This is a genomic window from Enterobacter sp. BRE11 (assembly GCF_031844285.1).
Taxonomy (GTDB): domain Bacteria; phylum Pseudomonadota; class Gammaproteobacteria; order Enterobacterales; family Enterobacteriaceae; genus Pantoea.
Window position 1 is genome coordinate 164814 of the sequence record NZ_JAUZUX010000004.1, and the last position, 20250, is coordinate 185063.

The following is a 20250-nucleotide window of genomic DNA, read 5'->3' on the forward strand; positions in this document are numbered from 1 at the left end:
GCATGGGTTTGCCCTCGCCCGGAATCTCTTCCATACTTCCGACACGCCCTCAATCAGGGTGACGCCCGTCGCCCTGACTATCATAAGGAGACCGGGATGAAACTCTACATCTACGACCACTGCCCCTTTTGCGTCAAAGCGCGCATGATTTTCGGCCTGAAAAACCTGCCGGTAGAGCTTATCGTGATGCTTAATGATGACGAAGCGACGCCGAAAAAGCTGGTGGGCCAGAAGGTCGCGCCCATTCTGCAAAAAGATGACGGCAGCGCAATGCCGGAAAGCCTCGATATTGTGCGCTTTATTGATAAAAGCGACCGGGAGCCGCTGCTGAACGGCAAAATCAATCCGGCAATCGGCGACTGGCTGCGCAGCGTCAACGGCTACGTTAATAAGCTGCTGCTGCCGCGCATCGCGGACGCCGCCTTCGCCGAATTCGCCACGCCAGAGGCGCGTGACTATTTCCGCCAGAAGAAAGAGGCGGCGATCGGCGATTTCGCCGAGCTTAAGAGCCATGCGCCGGGCCTGATCAAAAAGGTCAGCGACGATCTGCGCCAGCTCGACAAGCTGATTGTCAAACCCAACGCGGTCAACGGCGAGCTGTCGGAAGATGATATCCACCTCTTTCCGCTGCTGCGTTCGCTGACGCTGGTAGCCGGCATCGACTGGCCGAGCCGCGTGGCCGACTATCGCGACAACATGGCGAAGCAGACGCAGGTCAACCTGCTCTCCTCTATCGCCCTCTGATCCGGTTTGATGAGAGGCGCGCTGGCGTTTCTCATCGCCTTTTTAATGACACCTCATCTGCATTCAGGCACCCTAGGCGCTGCATGAGCATCAACTGGATGAGGACAAAATGAAAAAGGCATTTCTGGGGCTGACGGCCCTGTTTTTCGCCGTGCTGGTTAGCGGCTGCAATCAGCTGACGCAGTACACCATCAGCGAGCAGGAAGTGAATCAGGCGCTGGCGAAGCACAACAATTATGAAAAAGATATCGGTGTCGCTGGCCTGGTGAACGCCCATATTCTGCTGACCGACCTCAGCAGCCAGATTGGCCGCGAGGAGCCGGACCGCGTCACGCTGACCGGCAGGGCGAAAATCAACGTCAGTTCGCTGTTTGGCCCGCAGGAAGCGGATATGCAGCTGAAGATGAAGGCGCAGCCGGTATTCGACGCGCAGCAAGGCGCCATCTATCTGCGCGATCTGGAGATCGTCGACGCGCAGGTGCAGCCGGAAAAAATGGCCGCGGTGATGAAAAGCCTGACGCCCTATCTGAATCAGTCGCTGAAAAGCTATTTTAATCAGAAGCCTGCCTATGTCTTGAGCGTCGATCGCAGCAAGGGCGAAGCGCTGGCGAAGAAATTTGCTAAAGGGCTCAAGGTCGAACCTGGACAGCTGGTGATTCCGTTTACGCAGTGACAAGGTGCAGGCGTGGGTGACATGGCCCGATCGCAAAGACGCAAAAGCGCCATCCCTGGCGGCTCGTCCCGCGCAGTCCCTTGCGCGGGACGCTTTGCTCTTCGGTCCATGTCACCCGCGCTGTAAGCTCATCTGCGGTCTGGCGCCGTGCCCGCTGTTCTTTTCCCCCTCCCTGCAAGAAAAGAAGTGCAAACGGTTGCCCGACACCTTATGCTTTGTACCCGGCCAAAACGCGCCTCTACGTTTCCTGACTAGCCGGAGCTTCACTGATGACTGCACACCCTCAGCAACTTACTATCCGCCGCCCTGACGACTGGCATATTCACCTGCGCGACGACGCGATGCTGAATACAATCCTGCCCTATACCAGCGCGGTTAACGGACGTGCCATCGTGATGCCCAACCTGGTACCACCGGTCACCAGCGTCGCTGCCGCCGTCGCCTACCGCGACCGCATCCTGGCCGCGCTGCCCGCGGAACATCGCTTCACCCCGCTGATGACCTGCTACCTTACCGACTCGCTCGATCCCAATGAGATTGAACAGGGCTTCAATGCGGGCGTGTTTACCGCCGCGAAACTCTACCCGGCGCATGCCACCACCAACTCCAGCCACGGCGTCACCCATATCGCCGCCATCAGCAGCGTGCTGGAGCGGATGCAGAAGATCGGCATGCCGCTGCTGATTCATGGCGAAGTCACCCACGCCGACATCGATATTTTCGACCGTGAGGCGCGCTTTATCGACAGCGTCATGGAGCCGCTGCGCAAAACCTATCCGGAACTCAAAATCGTCTTTGAGCACATCACGACGCGCGAAGCCGCGCAGTACGTCGAGGCGGGCAATGACAAGCTGGGCGCCACTATTACGCCGCAGCACCTGATGTTCAACCGCAACCATATGCTGGTTGGCGGCGTGCGCCCGCACCTCTACTGCCTGCCGATCCTCAAGCGCAACGTCCATCAGGAGGCGCTGCGCAGAGTGGTTGCCAGCGGCCATCCGCGCTTCTTCCTCGGCACCGACACTGCGCCGCATCTGCGCCATCTTAAAGAGGCGAGCTGCGGCTGCGCGGGCGTTTTCAACGCGCCGACGTCGCTGCCCGCCTACGCTACCGTTTTCGAAGAGCTGGACGCCCTGGCGCACCTGGAAGCGTTCTGCTCGGAGAACGGCCCGCGCTTTTACGGCCTGCCGCTGAATGAAGGGAGCGTGACGCTGGTGCGCGAACCCTGGAAAGTTGAAGAGAGCATCAGCATGGGCGAGCACGCGCTGGTGCCCTTCCTCGCCGGCGAAACCCTGAACTGGCGCGTGAAAAACTGATTGCGCTTTCGCTTGCCTCCGGCCGGGATATACTGTAAATATATACAGCATCTAATCCGGAGGCTGCTATGCGTGTTGAAATTACCGTTGCGAAAACGTCCCCGCTTCCGTCCGGCGCAATGGAAGCGCTGACGGCAGAACTTTCCCGCCGTATCGATGAAGAATTTCCCGACGCCCAGAACCATGTCAAGGTGCGCTATGCCACCGCGAACCAGCTCAGCGTGCTGGGCGGCGGTAAAGAGACGCGCGATCGAATCAGCGATATTTTACAGGAAACCTGGGAAAGCGCTGACGACTGGTTCATTACCGATTAACCGCCACTGCGCAGTTTTTGCCGGGTGTCGCCATCCGGCTTTTTTATCGCTCTCTCCCCTCGCCATAACTTTTTCCTGCATCTAGACTCTGATCGATCAATCGCCTATTCTTGCGCTCGTTATGCTTAACAGGAGGTGAGATGAAATGATGACAGACAACCCGGAAGAGGCCATGACCTTCGGTGAACTGCTGGCGCTAATTGCCGATCAGCAACGTCGCCTGACGGTGCTGGAAAGCGCCTTCTCCAGCCTGACCCTCTGCCTCGACGAGCGCGCCGCTCAGCTGCTGGTGCATCATCTGACGCTTGAGGCACAAAATCAGAATCACGACGAACCGCTGCAGCAACACTTTTCTCGCCTCGCACTGACGCTGCAAAAGCCTCACAGCGTACAGCCGGCGGACCCACTGGCCTGATTTTTTACTGCTGCGCGAGCGCGTTAAAAAACTGCCTGATGCGTCAGGCATTTTATTTTTTTTAATCGTTTTTTTAACGCCGAATATTTCGCTCACTTTTTGTTCTCCGCACATTTTAATCGGATAGAACGCTTTTTCTGTTATAATTGTCTCGCTATCGGATAAAAAAGCCGCATTGAACCTCATCATGCACTTCGTTTAACGAGTAATAAGGAGGTTATAATGGACAGTAATCATAAAGACGTTATTCAAACTCACCCGCTGGTGGGCTGGGATATCAGTACCGTAGACAGCTACGACGCTATGATGATCCGTTTGCATTCGCTCTCCTCGCAGGATCAAAAAGAAGAAGAAGCAGACGTCGGACCGACCTACTGGCTGACAACAGACGTGGCAAGACAATTTATTTCTATTCTTGAAGCTGGCATTGCCAAGATCGAATCGGCCGAGCAAATGGAGCGTTACCAGTCCAAACATTAGTCTCCGCCAGATAAACAGGCACCCTCAGGGGTGCCTTTTTCATTTCTGATTCTGGTATGCTGCTGGGCGTGTTACGGCTTTCAGGAGTTATCCTTCAATGATTTATGATCTGATTGTGGTGGGCAGCGGGTCCGTTGGCGCCGCCGCGGGTTTTTACGCCACCCAGGCGGGCCTGTCGGTGTTGATGATCGATTCCAGCCATCCGCCGCATACCCAGGGCGCGCATCATGGCGAAACGCGGCTGATCCGTCACGCCTACGGCGAGGGCGAACGCTATGTTCCGCTGGTACTGCGCGCGCAGGCGCTCTGGGACGAGCTGGAACAGCAGGCTGGCGAACGCATCATGCACCGCAGCGGCATTATTAACCTTGCGCCCCAACACTCTGAATTTATCCGCAACATCATCGACAGCGCGCAGGCCTGGCAGCTGGAGATAGAGCTGCTGCAGGCGGAGGAGGTGCGCCAGCGCTGGCCGCAGATCAGCGTGCCGGATGGCTATATCGGCGTGTTCGAACCGCAGTCGGGCTACCTGAAGTGCGAGCAGGCGGTGCGCAGCTGGATCGCCCTCGCCGAGAAGGCGGGCTGCGCGCAGCTGTTTAATTGTGGCGTGTCGCAGATTGGCCGCGACGGCGATCTGCAGCAGGTGGTCACGGCAGACGGCACCTTCCGCGCGCGCAAGATGCTGATCAGTGCCGGTACCTGGGTTGGCAAGCTGGTGCCAGACTTACCGATCAAGCCGACGCGTAAAGTGTTCGCCTGGTATCAGGCCGATGGCCGCTATAGCGAAAACAATAAGTTTCCGGGCTTTACGGTAGAGATGGAGAACGGCAGCCACTTTTACGGCTTTCCGGCGGATAACAACGCGCTGAAAGTGGGACGTCACGACGGTGGCCAGCCAATGCGCCAGCCGGAGGACCGCAAACCCTTCGGGAGTTTTGCGGAAGATGGCAGCGACGCCTTTGCGTTTCTGCGTAAATTCCTGCCTGGCGTCGGGGTCTGTCTGCACGGCGAAGCCTGCAGCTACGACATCAGCCCGGATGAAGACTTTATTATCGATACCCTGCCGGACGAGCCGAATCGGCTGATTATCACTGGCCTGAGCGGACATGGATTCAAGTTCGCCAGCGTGCTGGGGGAGCTGGCGACAGAGTTCGCGCTCGATAAACCCTTTTCGTTTGATCTCACGCCCTTCTCACTCGCTCGCTTCACCCGCTAAGCGATAAAAAGCCTGACGCATGCGCGTCAGGCTCAGGCGGTTACTCTTTCTCCGGCATCGGGATTGCCATGGTCAGCCGGCCGCGCGACTTATTGAAGATTTTATTGCCGTTTTCACGACCGGCGCGGCGCGCGCGCTGCTCTTCCGGCGACAGCTGTGCCTCTTCCATACAGAGCGGGCTGCAGCAGTTGTGGAACTTCTCGGCGCAGCTCGGGCACTGAATAAACAGCAGATGGCAGCCGTCGTTGACGCAGTTGGTGTGCGTATCGCATGGCGCACCGCACTGATGGCACTGCGACAGCACATCGTCGGAGATGCGCTCGCCCATGCGCTCATCGAAGACAAAATTCTTACCCTTGAAGCGCACCGGCAGGCCCTGCTCGCGCGCGCGACGCGCATATTCGATTATGCCGCCTTCGATATGGTAAACATCGTCGAAACCGTTATGACGCATCCAGGCGCTCGCCTTCTCGCAGCGAATGCCGCCGGTGCAGTACATCACGATTTTTTTATCTTTCTGCTCCTGCAGCATCTCAACCGCCATCGGCAGCTGATCGCGGAAGGTGTCAGCCGGGATCTCCATCGCATTATCGAAACGGCCCACTTCATATTCGTAGTGGTTGCGCATATCGACGAATACCGCGTCGGGATCGTCCAGCATTGCGTTGACTTCTGCCGCTTTCAGGTAGGTGCCGACGTCACTGGCGTCGAAGCTCTCATCTTCAATACCGTCCGCTACGATGCGGTCACGCACCTTCAGGCGCAGCACCCAGAAAGATTTGCCGTCGTCGTCGAGCGCGATATTCATGCGCAGATTGTTCAGCGCCGGATCGAAGCCATACAGATAGTCTTTCATCTTCTCATAGAGGCTGGCGGGGACGCTGATCTGCGCGTTGATCCCCTCTTTGGCCACGTAGACGCGGCCAAAGACCTTGAGTTCGGTCAGGCCAAGATAGAGGGCGTCGCGAAAGGCTTTGGGATCGGCGATGTGAAAATATTTGTAGAACGAGACGGTCGTGCGCGGTTCGGTTTCCGCCAGCATGCGCGCCTTCAGCTCTTTATTGTTAACAAGGTTATGTAACACTGGCATGGTGTTCGTTCCTGTCTGGGATAAAAAATTGCGCGGCACATGATACAGCAATGGGCCAGGATGCAAAGAGAATTGATCTGGATTGCTTTTTATTCACCCGTTCAGGCGCGCTTCTTTTCAACTGGAGGTATGCGCAATCGCCCTGCATTTATTTCAGCGCAGAAGAAAAGCTGGCACAATAGGGGAAAATCAACGAGATATTGGCGCCATCAGGCGCATGACGCAGGATAAGCTTTTTCATATGACTCAACTGCCGCAATTTTCCCGAGCACTCCTCCATCCCCGTTACTGGCTCACCTGGCTGGGCATTGCCTTTCTTTATCTGCTGGTGCTGCTGCCCTATCCGCTGCTCTATGTGCTGGGCTGCGGGCTCGGACGCATCGCAATGCGCTTTCTGCAACGCCGCGTCGCCATCGCCCGACGCAATCTGGAGCTCTGCTTTCCCGATATGCCGACCAGCGAACGTGAAGCGATGGTAAAGCATAACTTTGAGTCGGTAGGCATGGGGCTGATTGAAACCGGCATGGCCTGGTTCTGGCCCGACTGGCGCATCAAGAAGTGGTTCGATGTCTCCGGCCTTGAGCATATCCAGAAAGCAAAAGATGAGCAGCGCGGCGTGCTGCTCATCGGTATGCATTTCCTGACGCTGGAACTGGGCGCGCGTATTTTTGGCATCTATAACCCTGGCATCGGCGTCTATCGCCCCAATGACAATAAGCTGCTTGACTGGCTGCAGACCTGGGGCCGGATGCGCTCTAATAAAGGTATGCTCGACCGTAAGGATCTGAAAGGCATGATCCGCGCGCTGAAAAATGGCGATATTATCTGGTACGCACCCGATCATGATTACGGCCCGCGCAGCAGCGTGTTTGTACCTTTCTTTGCGGTGGAAAAAGCCGCTACGACCGTCGGCACCTATCTGCTGATCCGCAGCGGCAAGCCGCACGTCATTCCCTTCGTCCCGCGCCGCCTGCCGCACGGCCGCGGCTATCAGATGCTTATTCTGCCTGACGTTAGCCAGCAGATCCCGCTCGACAGCGATGTCGCCACCGCTGCGCAGATGAACAAAGTGGTGGAAGATGGCGTCTTACTGGCACCGGAGCAATATATGTGGCTGCACCGTCGCTTTAAGACCCGTCCTGAGGGCGAGCCTTCTCGCTACTGATCTCCTTCCGGCGGACGCGCTGTCGTCCGCCGACCTTAAGCATCATTTTTGCTTACGCTTAAAATTTCGCCCCAACCAACACAACCCGTTGTTTCATAATGAAAATTCATTTCATCCTTTCCCATAAGAGCCATTCAAAACTAAAAGGAAAGGGATAATAATTCAGTCCCTGATTTTTATTGTTCACCCGTGCTAAATTAATTGTGGCCAAAAGTGGGCTTTACCCGTTAATATAGCCTGTAAGCAGCTGAGAAATTAATGATTGCGATTTATCTTATTTGGATCTGATTGTCATTCACTCCAGGTCTTTTCTTATTTATTCGCAAGCTATTCTTTGCCTTAGCTTATGTATCCAGTAAAATTAACTTATTTTACAAGGTATTGTCTGATTAGACCTCTTGCATATAATCATTATGCTGATTATATCTTCGCCTTATACTTTTATGGAATTTGAACAATTAGAAACATATCGGTAATTTCCCTCGTGACAGTTAATTATTTAACTGCCTTTCAAAAAATATAAAAAGATTACACACAGCAAATCTCTAGCAGGAACATAAAAATGAATAAAGGCATCTATTACTACGTGACAATCAGTACCGATCAGGATAATTACCATTATTTACACCGCAAAGAGTGTAAACGTATGCCGGATAAAGAAGACGTCGTTTTTATCGGCACGTTATATAATTTAAATCAGGCATTATCTATTGCGCGAATTAATTTTAAAAAAGTCAAACCCTGTATTAAATGCTGTATTCGCTATGCGGCGCCCGTTATGCGCGAAACGGTGCGACCGGTGCTGCACTTCCCGCAAAAGTCACTCTGATCGATGACGGCGGGAGGACTTTCTCGCCCGCCGTCTCTTTTTCATACTTTCCCCTGAAAAATTTCGTCTATCCTTCTCTGACATCCCGTTAATCAGGCAAGGAGAAGAGTAATGAGCATGTTCAGCACCTTAGAAGAAGCCATCGAGGCTGCGCGTGAAGAGTTTCTCGCCGATCATCCCGACACTGAAGAAGAGGATGTCAGCATCAGTCAGTTTGGCCTGCAGAAATATGTGATGCAGGATGGCGATATTATGTGGCAGGCAGAGTTCTTTGAAGATGAAGGCGAAAGCGGCGAATGTCTGCCTGTCCGCAGCGGCGAGGCAGCGCAGGCGATATTTGACGGCGATTTCGACGAAGTTGAGCTGCGCCAGGAGTGGTTAGCCGAAAATACGCTGCACGAATGGGACGAGGGCGAGTTTCAGCTTGAGCCGCCAATCGACAGCGAAGAGGGCGAAGCGGCGGCGCAGGAGTGGGAAGATGACAACAGCGAGTCCGATCGCCTGCTCTGATTACTCATAGGGCCCGTGGTGGGCATCAACCGGCAGCAGCATGGTGTCCACCACCAGCGACAGCGGCAGATCGAGAATAGTCAGCACGCGCCATGGGCGATCACGCACATCCCACTGCACGCCGGGATAGTATTGATTGCCGTGTCCCTGTCCAGGCACAGCGCGGCTAATAATACTGCCGCATCCGCTTAATATCAGCGCCATCAGCGCGACCATCACCGTTTTCAGCAAACTTTTCACTCGCGATACTCATTTCAGTTAGCGGCTAGTGTAGACAATGGCGCAGGTAGGCTGTCGCCTTATTACGCTGTCAAAGCGTAATAGTAGCGTTAAATCGCGCGCATAAAAAAAGCGGCATCGCTGCCGCTTTAGGTTGGCGAATATTAACCCGCCTGAGGCGGTAGCGCCAGCGGATTAAGCGCCAGCTTCTGATAGCTCTCAACCCACTGATGATACTTGTCGCCGTTCTCCCACAGGCGTGAGTGAACGCGTGCCAGCACCACCGGATCGCTAATCAGCTGCAGACGCTGTTCGCGGTTCAGCTTCTCGGGCGCCTCGCTCAGCGCCTGATCGACGCGGCGGTCGCGCGCATAATCGAGCAGCTGACTCTGTCGGTGACGTGAGGTCGCCAGCGCGGTCGCCAGCGCGTTAAACGCCGGATGGAACAGCGCATGCATAAAGCCGTGCTTCAGAGCGCGCTCGCGGTTGATCTGCAGGTAGCGATCGGTGTCCACCAGCTCTTTCGGCGGCGCATACTCTTCCGGGATCAGGAACAGCTTCGCGCGCTTGCTCTTCAGCCCGACCGTCGCGCGGCTCGACATCACCGACACAAACGGCGACAGGATCAGCGAGAAGACGATCGGCGCCAGCCACCAGAGGAAGTTGAGATCCAGCACGCCCATGCCTACCGCCCAGACGATGCCGAGCAGCATCTGCGATCCGTGACGACGGAAAGCTTCGCCCCACGGCGTGGCGTCATCGTCGCGCTGCGGCGAGTTCCACACCACTTCCCAGCCCAGGAAGGCGCTGACCACGAACACGGTATGGAACAGCATGCGCACCGGCGCCAGCAGCACGGAGAAGAGCATCTCCAGCAGCAGCGAGATAAAGAGCCGGAACGCGCCGCCGTAAGGTTTCGCGCCTTTGAACCAGATTAGCACCACGCTGAGCAGCTTCGGCAGGAACAGCAGCACCAGCGTCGTCGAGAAGAGCGCGATCGCCAGCTCAGGACGCCACTGCGGCCAGACCGGGAAGAGCTGCCTCGGCTGCAGGAAGTATTGCGGCTCCATTAGCGTATGCACCACCTGCAGCGCGGTGGAGAGCGCCAGGAACATAAACCAGAGCGGCGCCGAGAGATAGGACATGACGCCGGTCAGGAACACCGCGCGGTGCACCGGGTGCATCCCTTTCACCAGGAACAGGCGGAAGTTCATCAGGTTGCCGTGACACCAGCGACGGTCGCGCTTCAGCTCGTCCAGCAGGTTCGGCGGCAGCTCCTCATAGGAGCCCGGCAGGTCATAGGCGATCCACACGCCCCAGCCGGCGCGGCGCATCAGCGCGGCCTCAACGAAGTCGTGCGACAGGATCGAGCCGGCGAATGAGCCCTCGCCCGGCAGCGGTGCCAGCGCGCAGTGCTCGATAAAGGGCTTCACGCGGATAATGGCGTTATGCCCCCAGTAGTGCGACTCGCCAAGCTGCCAGAAGTGCAGACCGGCGGTAAAGAGCGGACCGTAAACGCGCGTGGCGAACTGCTGGCAGCGCGCATAGAGCGTATCCATGCCCGACGCCTTCGGCGACGACTGGATGATCCCGGCGTTGGGGTTCGCTTCCATCATGCGCACCAGGCCGGTAAGACATTCACCGCTCATCACGCTGTCTGCGTCCAGCACCACCATGTAGCTGTAGTTGCTGCCCCAGCGACGGCAGAAGTCGTCGATGTTGCCGCTCTTACGCTTCACGCGGCGGCGGCGACGGCGGTAAAAGATCTTGCCAGCCCCGCCCACATCGCGCACCAGCTCCATCCAGGCCTTCTGCTCCGCGATGGCGATATCGGGATCGTAGCTGTCGCTCAGCACGTAGACGTCGAAATGCTCTGCGTTGCCGGTGCGCGCGACCGATTCCCAGGTGGCGCGCAGGCCCGCGAAGACGCGCTCTACGTCCTCGTTACAGATCGGCATAATCAGCGCGGTGCGATGTTCAGGATTAAGCGGCTCATCGCCTACCGTTGAGTAGGAGATGCTGTACTTGTCGCGACCGATCAGCAGCTGCAGGAAGCCCATCAGCGCGGTCCAGAAGCCGGCCGATACCCAGCAGAACAGAATGGCAAACAGGAACAGAATACCGGTCTGCAGCACGTAGGGCAGGATCTGCATCACCGACTGCTGCCAGTTCTGATTCAGCATCTCCATTGGGTCGAGCAGCGTCCAGCCCTGGTAAGGCAGGATGGTTTTCATGTACCAGGTGGCGATGACGGTCTGGAACAGGGTCAGGATCAGCAGCACATAGCGGCGAATCGAGCCGACATGACGCCATTTTTCCTCGGCGCGCTGCTCTTCCGCCGTGGCGTAGCGGTGCGTCAGCTTTTCGCCGCGCAGCGAACGCCAGGCGCGCACCAGCGGGTTGGTCCGCCAGGCTTCCGGGAACATCAGCGAGCGCTTAACCTTCGGCATCGCCTTCAGCGTGGTGCGGTCGAGATAATCTTTGCCGAACTGCTCGCCGTCGGCCAGCGAGTCCGGCCACGCCATTTTGACGCGGGCCGAGACCGACTTGAGCGGCGCATCGTCAGGACGATCGCTGGCGGCTACATCCTGGCCAAGCGTATCGTGAATGAAGTGAAACGCCTCGGCGTGCTGCAGCGAGGCGCTTAACCGGGCCTTCCCTGCCGCATCCAGCGGCAGGGCTTCCACGTAGTTTTTAGGAATAAATGTCGGATTATTCATTGGCAGGTAACTGATAGCTCCAGGTTTCCGTCAATGTCTTGTCGCCGCTAACCAGCGCGGCGCGCATTTCGGTAGGCTGTTTGTTATCTTTGACGCGCAGACGCAGCACCAGACGCCAGCCTTTGGTGACCGGATTATAGCGCACGCTCTGCTCAACCACTTCGCCGTTCTCGCCCACGCTGACTTGCGGCGCGACCTGGCTGTTAGCGGGCATCTCGCTCATCGCTTTCCCAACGAAGTCGATGGTGAAGGCGACAGACCCGTCCGGCTGACGCACCAGATTTGACTGCTTCACGTCACCCGCCGATCGCAGCGTGTTTTTCACCCAGGCGATATCGTCGGAGTGAAGCTGGCTCTCGTCGCGCGTAAAGTGCAGGCGGTAGTTGAAGCTCATCTCTTTGCCCGGATCCGGCAGATTCTCCGGTGTCCAGAAGGCGACGATATTGTCGTTGGTTTCATCCGCGGTCGGGATCTCCACCAGCTCGACGCGGCCTTTACCCCAGTCGCCCAGCGGTTCAACCCAGCCGCTCGGACGCATATCGTAACGATCGTCGAGATCCTGATAGCGGTTGAAGTCGCGGCTGCGCTGCAGCAAGCCGAAGCCTTTCGGGCTTTCGATGGTGTAGGTGCTCACCGCCAGATGGCGCGGATTATTGAGCGGTCGCCAGATCCATTCGCCGTTGCCGCTGTGAATCGACAGACCGTCGGAGTCATGCAGCTCTGGACGGAAGTTCATCACTGGCGAAGGCTGGTTGGCGCCAAACAGGAACATACTGGTCAGCGGCGCAACGCCAAGCTTGCCGACTTTATCGCGCAGATAGACTTTCGACTGAACGTCAACGGTGGTTTCTTTGCCCGGATGGACGGTAAAGCGATAGGCGCCTGTTGCGCGCGGCGAATCGAGCAGCGCATAGATCACCAGCTGCTTATCCTGCGGCTTAGGACGCTGGATCCAGAACTCCTTAAAGCGCGGGAACTCTTCTCCAGACGGCAGCGCCGTGTCGATGGCCAGGCCTCGAGCCGACAGGCCATAAACCTGATCGGCACCGATAACGCGGAAGTAGCTTGCGCCCAGGAAGCTGGCGATTTCATCATCTTTTTTATCGCGCGAGTTAAGCGGATAAAGCACTTTAAAACCGGCGAACCCTAAATTTTTCACCGAGTCGGCATCGTGCTTGACGTTGCCGAAGTTGAAATAGTCAGGGCTGTATTTGATTTCGCGCACCGCGTTGGCCGCCACTTCGTTGATTTTTACCGGCGTGTCGAAATACATGCCCTGGTGGTAAAACTCAAGCTTGAACGGCGTACGCAGTTTGCCCCAGTACGCTTTATCGTGGTTAAACTGGATCTGCTGATAGTCAGCAAATTTCATTTCACGAAACTGAGAGGGTAAATTGCTCTTAGGCGCCTCAAAACTTTTCCCTGCCAGCGTTTTGGCTTCTTTTGCGACATCATCAAGGTTAAACGCCCAGCTATTATTGGCGTACAACGCCAGCAAAACTGCCGCGCCAAGCCAGCGCATCTTCATCAGTCCGCCTTTTTTTTCTACATTAATCAGCACATCCCCCCCTTTCGTGTGCTAAGTACAAACCCATTTATCTTAAAGGATTATTCGCTTTTCCGACAGCATATCCAAAAGAATGTTCCAGGGTTTCGTCAGGACTACGCCTGCTTTTAGGACAATTAAACGTTCCAGAATCAACTGATAGTATACGCTGTTTACAGCGGGTAGAATTTCCCTGCGGCATAAACCAGTTTCAGGGGGAAACTGGCCGAAACGTACTAACAAACTGGAACTTTATGGGTACAGTAAAACCTGAACGTGAATATTTCCTCGATTCGATTCGGGCGTATTTGATGTTACTGGGGGTGCCGTTTCACGTTTCCCTCATCTATTCCACTCAAAAATGGGCCGTCAATAGTCAGGAAGCGTCGCTCTGGCTGACAGTGCTGAACGATTTTATTCACGCCTTCCGCATGCAGGTCTTTTTCGTTATCTCAGGCTACTTCTCCTACATGCTCTACCTGCGCTACGACGCAAAGCGCTGGCTGAAAGTGCGCATGGAGCGCGTCGGCATTCCACTGCTGACCGCCGTGCCGCTGATTACTCTGCCGCAGTTTTTTATGCTGCGCGCGCTGTCGGATAAGATGGGCAACTGGGATCAGCTGACGCGCTATGGCAAGTTCAATAACCTGATGTGGGAGCTGATTTCGCACCTCTGGTTCCTGGTAGTGCTGGTGATCCTCACCGCGCTGGGCATGCTGACCTTTAACTGGCTGCGCCGTCAGCATCGGCATACCGATTACAGCCGCATCGGCTGGGGCAAGGTGACGCTGGGGATCCTGGGCTATGCGCTACTGTGGGACATTTTCCGCCGCGCAATCTTTACCTTTTTCCCCGCCCTGCTGATGGATGGCCTGTTCAGCATTATGGTGATGCAGACGCTGCTGTTTTTGCCCTTCTTTATGCTGGGCGCGCTGGCGTGGAAGCACCCGGCTCTGAAGCAGCTGTTCGTGCGCTTTAACCCGGTGATGTGCTTTGGCGCGATTCTGGTTTTTATCGCCTATAGCCTTAATCAGCGCTACAGCAGCGGCGACGGCTGGCTCTATGAGCTTGATGCGTTGATTACCGCGCTGATGGGGCTCTGCATGCTCAACGTCTGCTTCAGCTTCGGCCACCGCATGCTTAATGCCCACTCGCCGCGCATTATGTATCTGGTGAACGCCTCGCTGTTTATCTACCTGGTGCACCATCCTTTGACGCTGCTCTACGGCATATTTATCACGCCGCGCATCGGCAACAACACGCTTGGCTTCTTTGTCGGGCTGGCGATGGTGTTCGGCGTGGCGTTTCTGCTCTACGAAATCCACCTGCGCATCCCGCTGCTGCGCTTTCTGTTTTCCGGCAAGCCGCAAAAGAAATAGCGGAACGACCGACCGCCGGACGCCCTGTCGTCCGCGCGGTCGACGCCTACAGCAGCCATTCGATCGGCAGACGCCACACCAGCCGTACCAGCAGGCGCTGCACCCAGGTGCAGCGCGGCTCATGCTTATGCACTATCTCCTGTGCTTCTCCCGCATACTCTACCCAGTTGACCCGCCCCCATTTGTCGAGCCGCAGCGTCCAGGCGCGATCGCGCATCGCGGCGCTGAAGCGCTGATGGGTCTGCCGCGCCAGCGCTTCGCTCTCAATGACCAGCCCCATTTCGGTGTTCAGCACCGCCGAGCGGGGATCGAAGTTGAATGAGCCGATAAACAGCGTCTCCTGATCGACGGTAAAGGTTTTGGCATGCAGGCTGGAGCCGGAGTTACCGGTGAGACCGCGGTCGTGCGGCGCGTCGGGCACGCCCGACTGCGGCTTCAGCTCATAGAGCTCAATGCCGCGCCGCAGCAGCTTTTTACGCCATTTGGCGTAGCCCGCATGCACCACCGACACATCGTTGGCGGCGAGGGAGTTGGTCAGAATCGCGATTTTCACGCCGCGCCGTTTCAGTGCCAGCAACTGGGCGACGCCCGCGCGCGTAGGCACGAAATAGGCGGAGATAATATCGAACTGCCGCTGCGGCACGCCGATCACCTCCAGCATGCGCTGCGGCAGCAGGTTCCTGCGCTTCGCCCGGCCCAGCCCTTTACGCGGATCGTCGCTCAGCAGACGTGCGTGCGCCCAGGTCATGCTCAGCGTGCCCTGCTCCAGCTGGCTGACGAAGTGTGAGCTCTCCAGCCGCGCCAGATAGCGCTGCACCGACTCGCTGTCACGCCAGTCGGGCGGCAGCGCCACCGTGCCGTCCTGATGCTCGCTCTCATCCAGCACGCTCTTTAACGGTGCCACCGGTTTGCTCTGCCAGTAGCGCTCGAAATCTTCCGAAACCTCGTTTACCACCGGGCCGATCGCCAGCACGTCGAGGTCGGCGAACAGCGGTTCGCTGCCGGTGGCGAAATATTCATCGCCGACGTTGCGTCCCCCGACAATGGTTGCCACGCCGTCCACGGTGAAGCTCTTGTTGTGCATGCGGCGATTAAGACGGGCGAAATCGGAGAGATAGCCCAGCGCGCGCAGGGTGCGGAATGAGAATGGATTAAACAGCTTCACCGTGATATTGGGGTGACGATCGAGACGCGCCAGCGTATCGTCCAGGCCCGGCGTGTTGTTGTCGTCCAGCAGCAGCCGCACCTTCACGCCGCGTCCGGCCGCCTCCAGCAGCGCGCTGAACAGCAGGCGTCCCGACATATCGTTCTGCCAGATGTAATACTGCACATCCAGCGTGCGCTCCGCTTTGCCCATCAGCAGATAGCGGGCCGCGAACGCGTCGAGCCCGTCTGCCAGCGGATGGATGCCGCTCAGGCCGGGGTGGCGTGCACTGCGCGGGCCGATAATCTCCTCAAGCCAGCTGACGTCCGGCCGCTCAGCCAGCAGATTTAACGCTTCGGTCATTGGGGTTCCCTGAATAATCGACACGCTCTTATTATTTAACGCTTCGCCGGATATGGCTATACGCGCAGTCTGAGAGCCGCCAGACAGCGCCGTTTTTTCAGCTAGACTTAGCCAGACTATCACGACCGGCCAGTTACAGGAGCGGACCATGACGTCAGATTCATCCCTGCTTCAGCGCCATCACCCCCGGCTGTTTAAGAGTTTTTTTCAGGGCAGCTTCCCCTGCTCTACCGCCTGCCGCACCGCAGGCAAGCGGCTGGACATGGTGATCAGCAGCGGCCACGATATGCTGCTGGATAAAGATTACGCCGCGCTGGCGGCGCAGCGTCTGCATACGGCGCGCGATGGCGCGCGCTGGTATCTGATTGAGAAAGAGCCGGACCGCTACGACTGGAGCAGCTTTCTGCCGATGGTGCAGGCGGCCAGACGCCACGAGATGGAGATTATCTGGGAGCTGGCGCACTTCGGCTATCCCGATCATCTGAATATCTGGAAGGCGTCGTTTATCGAGCATTTCGCCCGTTTCGCCCGCGCCATGGCGCAGGTGATGCGCGATGAGGGCATTGAGCGTCCCTTTTTCACGCCGATTAACCAGATTTCATTCTGGTCATGGGCCGGTGCCGACGTCGCCTGGTTCAATCCCCACGTCGCCAACCGCGGCAGAGAGCTGAAGCGTCAGCTGGTGCGCGCCTCGCTGGCAGCGATCCATGCGATCCGCGAGGTCTATCCCGACGCGCGCTTCGTCCTCACCGATCCGCTGGTGCAGATCGCCAGCGATCCTCATAACCCCGACAGCAAACCCTACGCCGACGTGCAGCATCAGGCGCAGTTTGAGGCCTGGGATATGCTGGCGGGCCGCATCGACAGCGAGCTCGGCGGCAGCGAGGATTGCCTTGATATCCTCGGACTCAACTACTATCCCGACAATCACTGGTTCTTTCCCGGCGAGCCGATGCCGGCGACCCATCCGCTGTGCCAGCCGCTGCATCGCCTGCTGGCGCAGTGCTGGCAGCGCTACCAGCGTCCACTGCTGCTGGCGGAAACGGGCGCAGAAGGCGAGGCGCGCGCCACCTGGCTGCAGCATATCAGCGAAGAGGTCATGCTGGCGCTCGACCAGGGAGTGGGTCTGGAGGGCATCTCCCTCTATCCGGTGGTGGAATATCCCGCCTGGGCGGACGATCGGCGTTCGCCAGGCGCGCTGTTCGGGCTGGGCGATCCCAACGGCAACCGCACGCTGCATGAGGGCCTGGCGCTGGTGTTGCGCAGTCAGCAGATCAAATTTCAGACGCGATTTCAGGAGGGGTGAACGGGCGGTTTTTTCGGCGTGCAGCTCTGGACTTCAAGCGACGGATCGGCAGGATGACGGACATCGGTGAGCCAGGTCATTGCAAAGAGAAATACCACGCCGATTAAGCAGGCGGCCAGCAAACCAATAATGGCGATCAGTTTGTCATCTCGCGATTCCATACTTTCTCCTTCTGAACCTCCCTGCCGCTTACGATACTCTTTTTAACTCATCCAGAGCGTCACCAACAGGACGAAGATTATAAGCGTAACAGAGGTCACCGCAAGCACCACGATGGCGAAGTGCGCATCGTCCATTGTCTGGCGAAGAGGCTCATCTTGTGGATCGTGCGGCGACAGTGGAAGCATAGATACTCAACGGGAATCGGTAGATTGCCGCAGGCTTACGGCGGCGACCAGTGTAATAGAAACTGGGCCGCCCGCTAGTTTTTTCCTGGACCAAAAAAAGCGGGACGCGAGGCGCGTCCCATTAACGGATCAGAAGTCGTAGCTGACGCCCACTTTCAGCGTGCGGCCGTCGCCTTGCGTCAGATAAGTCCCGGTGCTGTCGACGTTAGCCCAATATTTTTCATTGGTCACGTTTTCAACCGCCACGCGCCAGACCATATCATTCTCGTTGAGCTTCATGCGGTAGCGCATCCCCACATCGAGCGTGGTATAGCTGTCAATCTTTTTGGTATTGGCGGAGTCGGCCCACTGCGAACCGGAATGGTTTAGCAAGGCGGTCGCCGTCAGCCCTTCCAGCGGCTTGATGTCATACTCGGCGCCCAGCGCATAGTTATAGCGCGGTACGCCGATCGCCTGCTTGCCGTCATAGGTGCCATTTTCCGTTTTTTCCATTTCGGGATTAAGCCAGGTGGCGCTGGCATTGAGTCGCAGACCCAGCACAGGCTCGCCGAAAATATTGGTCTCCATGCCGCGGTGGCGCTCTTCGCCGTCCATCGCAAAGGCGCCGGAAGCGTTGATAATGCCAGAGGGCTTGCGGATATCGAACAGCGACAGCGAGCCGCCGACGCGGCCGAAATCAGCCTTGACGCCGACTTCATTTTGTCTGGAGTGCGCGATACCGGTAATGGCGCCTGGATTGGTTACCGTGCTGTTATTTGGCGCCACTTCGCCCGGCTGCAGCGCTTCGGTGTGGTTCGCATAGAGTGAAATAGTCTGCCAGGGCTTATAGACCAGGCCATAGGTCGGCATCCAGCGGCTGTTGGTGTAGCGCGATGAGGTATCTTCGGCGCCGGTATTGTAGTTGTAGTTGCGCACCACCACTTTTTGATGGCGCGCACCCAGTGTGAGCAACACCCTGTCGTCAAAGAAGCCCAGCGTGTCGCTCAGCAGATAACCTTGCGTGCGTGAACGGGCGGTGGTTAGCGGATCGGAGAATTTACCGCCGGCAAAGTTGGCCTCAGGCGCGTCTATGTCACGGGTGTGGTAAATATTGGTCTCGCTCCCGGTCAGCGACATGTTGTAGGCGTTTTTCGCGTTGGTGGTGAGCGCAGAGTAGCCGACGTTGACCTTATGGGTGACAAAACCGGTGGTGAAATCCCCTCGCACGCCAGCCATACCGCTCATATTGTCCTGAATGCGGTTGGTGTTGAAGGTGCTGATAGTCGCGTCGCCGTCGCTGTTCGTTAATTTCGGCGTGCCGTAGTTGCCGGTTTCATGGGCGTGCTGCGCCCCCAGTCCGGCATAGGCGGTCCAGTTATCAGTCAGGTCATACTCAGCTTTCGCGATACCGAACTCGGACGCCATATCGCTGTAAACCCATTTCTGGCTGTAGTTATGGGAGTTTGACGGCACGGCAGGAATCACATCGATGCCGGTGATGTTGACGCCCTGCAGGCCGTTATGGAACGTTTTTTCCTGGTAGCCGACATCCAGCGAGGTGCGCAGACGATCGCCGCGATAGTCCAGGCCGACGGAGACCGCCGTGGTTCTTTTCTTCTCGCCGTCCACGCCGGTTTCGCCTTCGCGGTGGACAGCGTTCAGGCGCACGCCGAACTGGCTGTTATCGCCAAAACGGCGGCCGGTATCGATACTGGAGCCGATCTGGGAGTCAGAGGTGTAATCGACGCCGACGCGGGTCAGCGGCAGATCCTCTGCATGCTTCGGTTCCAGATTGATCAGGCCGCCCACGCCAGAGCTGGCCGCGCCGTTAAGCAAGCTGTTCGCGCCTTTGAAAATCTCCACGCGCTCCACCAGCGAGGCATCCATCACCTGACGCGGCACCACGCCAGGCAACCCACCGAAGGTCATGTCATCGCCATCAAGCTCAAAGCCGCGAATGCGATAGCTTTCAGCAAAGTTGCCGTAGCCTTTCACACTCTGTACGCCCGCGTCGTTTTTCACCACGGCGGCGATGGTTTTCGCCTGCTGATCCTGAATCATCTTTGAGGTAAAGCCGATGATGTTAAACGGCACGTCCATGGCGTTTTGCTCGCCAAGCATGCCGAGACGGCCGCCGTGCGCGACCTGCCCTTCAAGATAAGCGGGCACCAGCTGGTCGCCGCCAGGCTTGAAATCGCTCTGCGGCGCAGCGGTGACGGTCAGCGTCTGCCCGCTGTTGTCGAGGGTTGAAGCGGTATCACTGGTGGTAGCAGCCATCACTGGCAAACAACCGGCGCTGACCAGCAGAGCGAGCAGCGTCGGTTTAAATCCGGGAGAAGAAAGCGAACGGCGCATAGTCGAGCCCTAATGTTAAGGTTACTGATAATCATTATTATTACGGTTTGCGATTATGCGCAGCCTTGCTTCTTTTGCAAGCGAATATTGACGGGAAAATGGGGGTCTTTGCCTAACGATTTGATACGGACAGTTTTTTT

General features: G+C 57.2%; 19 protein-coding genes. 12 read left to right on the forward strand and 7 right to left on the reverse strand.

All coding sequences use genetic code 11. The features are described from left to right. The first annotated feature begins 96 nt into the window (after positions 1-96). The 7 genes from grxB (at position 97) to solA (ending at position 5158) form a co-directional block, all read left to right on the forward strand. The gene (gene grxB / locus Q9R34_RS05965) at positions 97-744 is read left to right on the forward strand and encodes a glutaredoxin 2 (RefSeq protein ID WP_485892771.1); all 648 of its coding nucleotides are present in this window, start codon (positions 97-99) and stop codon (positions 742-744) included. Between the two features lie 109 nt (positions 745-853). Further along, a complete protein-coding gene (locus tag Q9R34_RS05970; RefSeq protein ID WP_485892773.1) occupies positions 854-1417 on the forward strand; it encodes a lipoprotein in 564 nt (187 codons plus the stop codon). Positions 1418-1686: 269 nt separating this feature from the next. Next, complete coding sequence (gene pyrC, locus Q9R34_RS05975) at positions 1687-2733, forward strand: dihydroorotase (RefSeq protein ID WP_485892774.1); 1047 nt, start codon at positions 1687-1689, stop codon at positions 2731-2733. Between the two features lie 68 nt (positions 2734-2801). Then, entirely contained in the window at positions 2802-3047 is a 246-nt protein-coding gene (gene dinI / locus Q9R34_RS05980) for a DNA damage-inducible protein I (RefSeq protein ID WP_485892775.1), read from the forward strand. A 145-nt stretch (positions 3048-3192) separates the two neighbouring features. Next, positions 3193-3462 (forward strand): hypothetical protein, encoded by a 270-nt coding sequence (locus Q9R34_RS05985; RefSeq protein WP_485892776.1) that lies wholly within the window; start codon positions 3193-3195, stop codon positions 3460-3462. Positions 3463-3684: 222 nt separating this feature from the next. Then, positions 3685-3942, forward strand: coding sequence for a biofilm formation regulator BssS (gene bssS / locus Q9R34_RS05990; RefSeq protein WP_033751022.1), 258 nt, complete (start codon positions 3685-3687; stop codon positions 3940-3942). 97 nt (positions 3943-4039) lie between these two features. Continuing rightward, positions 4040-5158 (forward strand): N-methyl-L-tryptophan oxidase, encoded by a 1119-nt coding sequence (gene solA, locus Q9R34_RS05995; protein ID WP_485892778.1) that lies wholly within the window; start codon positions 4040-4042, stop codon positions 5156-5158. Between the two features lie 40 nt (positions 5159-5198). On the opposite strand, the gene trhO is transcribed toward solA, so the two are convergent. Further along, positions 5199-6248 (reverse strand): oxygen-dependent tRNA uridine(34) hydroxylase TrhO, encoded by a 1050-nt coding sequence (gene trhO, locus Q9R34_RS06000; protein ID WP_485892779.1) that lies wholly within the window; start codon positions 6246-6248, stop codon positions 5199-5201. 241 nt (positions 6249-6489) lie between these two features. Between trhO and Q9R34_RS06005 the strand changes: the two genes are divergently transcribed. The 3 genes from Q9R34_RS06005 to Q9R34_RS06015 all read left to right on the forward strand — a co-directional run bounded on the left by Q9R34_RS06005 (position 6490) and on the right by Q9R34_RS06015 (position 8752). Further along, positions 6490-7413 carry a Kdo(2)-lipid IV(A) acyltransferase gene (locus Q9R34_RS06005; RefSeq protein ID WP_434124626.1) on the forward strand — a complete coding sequence of 308 codons (924 nt, stop codon included), beginning with the start codon at positions 6490-6492 and terminating at the stop codon, positions 7411-7413. Between the two features lie 562 nt (positions 7414-7975). Continuing rightward, on the forward strand, positions 7976-8242 hold the full coding sequence (locus tag Q9R34_RS06010) for a hypothetical protein (RefSeq protein WP_434124625.1): 267 nt from the start codon (positions 7976-7978) through the stop codon (positions 8240-8242). Positions 8243-8353: 111 nt separating this feature from the next. Continuing rightward, complete coding sequence (locus Q9R34_RS06015) at positions 8354-8752, forward strand: MysB family protein (protein WP_485892781.1); 399 nt, start codon at positions 8354-8356, stop codon at positions 8750-8752. On the opposite strand, the gene Q9R34_RS06020 is transcribed toward Q9R34_RS06015, so the two are convergent. The 3 genes from Q9R34_RS06020 to Q9R34_RS06030 form a co-directional block, all read right to left on the reverse strand. Further along, on the reverse strand, positions 8753-8968 hold the full coding sequence (locus Q9R34_RS06020; protein WP_434124685.1) for a YceK/YidQ family lipoprotein: 216 nt from the start codon (positions 8966-8968) through the stop codon (positions 8753-8755). Between the two features lie 167 nt (positions 8969-9135). Further along, entirely contained in the window at positions 9136-11691 is a 2556-nt protein-coding gene (gene mdoH / locus Q9R34_RS06025) for a glucans biosynthesis glucosyltransferase MdoH (RefSeq protein WP_434124623.1), read from the reverse strand. Beyond that, positions 11684-13222: a glucan biosynthesis protein G gene (locus Q9R34_RS06030; protein WP_485892853.1), complete on the reverse strand. Its 1539-nt coding sequence runs from the start codon at positions 13220-13222 to the stop codon at positions 11684-11686. The genes mdoH and Q9R34_RS06030 overlap by 8 nt, the downstream gene beginning before the upstream one ends. 269 nt (positions 13223-13491) lie before the next feature. Here Q9R34_RS06030 and mdoC point away from each other — a divergent pair, with 269 nt between their 5' ends. After that, positions 13492-14616 carry a glucans biosynthesis protein MdoC gene (mdoC, locus tag Q9R34_RS06035; RefSeq protein WP_485892782.1) on the forward strand — a complete coding sequence of 375 codons (1125 nt, stop codon included), beginning with the start codon at positions 13492-13494 and terminating at the stop codon, positions 14614-14616. Positions 14617-14662: 46 nt separating this feature from the next. Here mdoC and Q9R34_RS06040 read toward each other — a convergent pair whose 3' ends face one another. Next, entirely contained in the window at positions 14663-16123 is a 1461-nt protein-coding gene (locus Q9R34_RS06040; protein WP_485892783.1) for a phospholipase D-like domain-containing protein, read from the reverse strand. A 148-nt stretch (positions 16124-16271) separates the two neighbouring features. Here Q9R34_RS06040 and Q9R34_RS06045 point away from each other — a divergent pair, with 148 nt between their 5' ends. Next, positions 16272-17429, forward strand: a complete 1158-nt coding sequence (locus Q9R34_RS06045) for a glycoside hydrolase family 1 protein (RefSeq protein ID WP_485892784.1) — start codon at positions 16272-16274, stop codon at positions 17427-17429. On the opposite strand, the gene Q9R34_RS06050 is transcribed toward Q9R34_RS06045, so the two are convergent. Together Q9R34_RS06050 and Q9R34_RS06055 are read right to left on the reverse strand one after the other, a co-directional pair. Next, positions 17417-17590: a hypothetical protein gene (locus Q9R34_RS06050; RefSeq protein ID WP_187143625.1), complete on the reverse strand. Its 174-nt coding sequence runs from the start codon at positions 17588-17590 to the stop codon at positions 17417-17419. The genes Q9R34_RS06045 and Q9R34_RS06050 overlap by 13 nt on opposite strands. A 315-nt stretch (positions 17591-17905) precedes the next feature. After that, a complete protein-coding gene (locus tag Q9R34_RS06055) occupies positions 17906-20110 on the reverse strand; it encodes a TonB-dependent receptor (protein ID WP_485892785.1) in 2205 nt (734 codons plus the stop codon). Positions 20111-20250 lie beyond the last annotated feature (140 nt).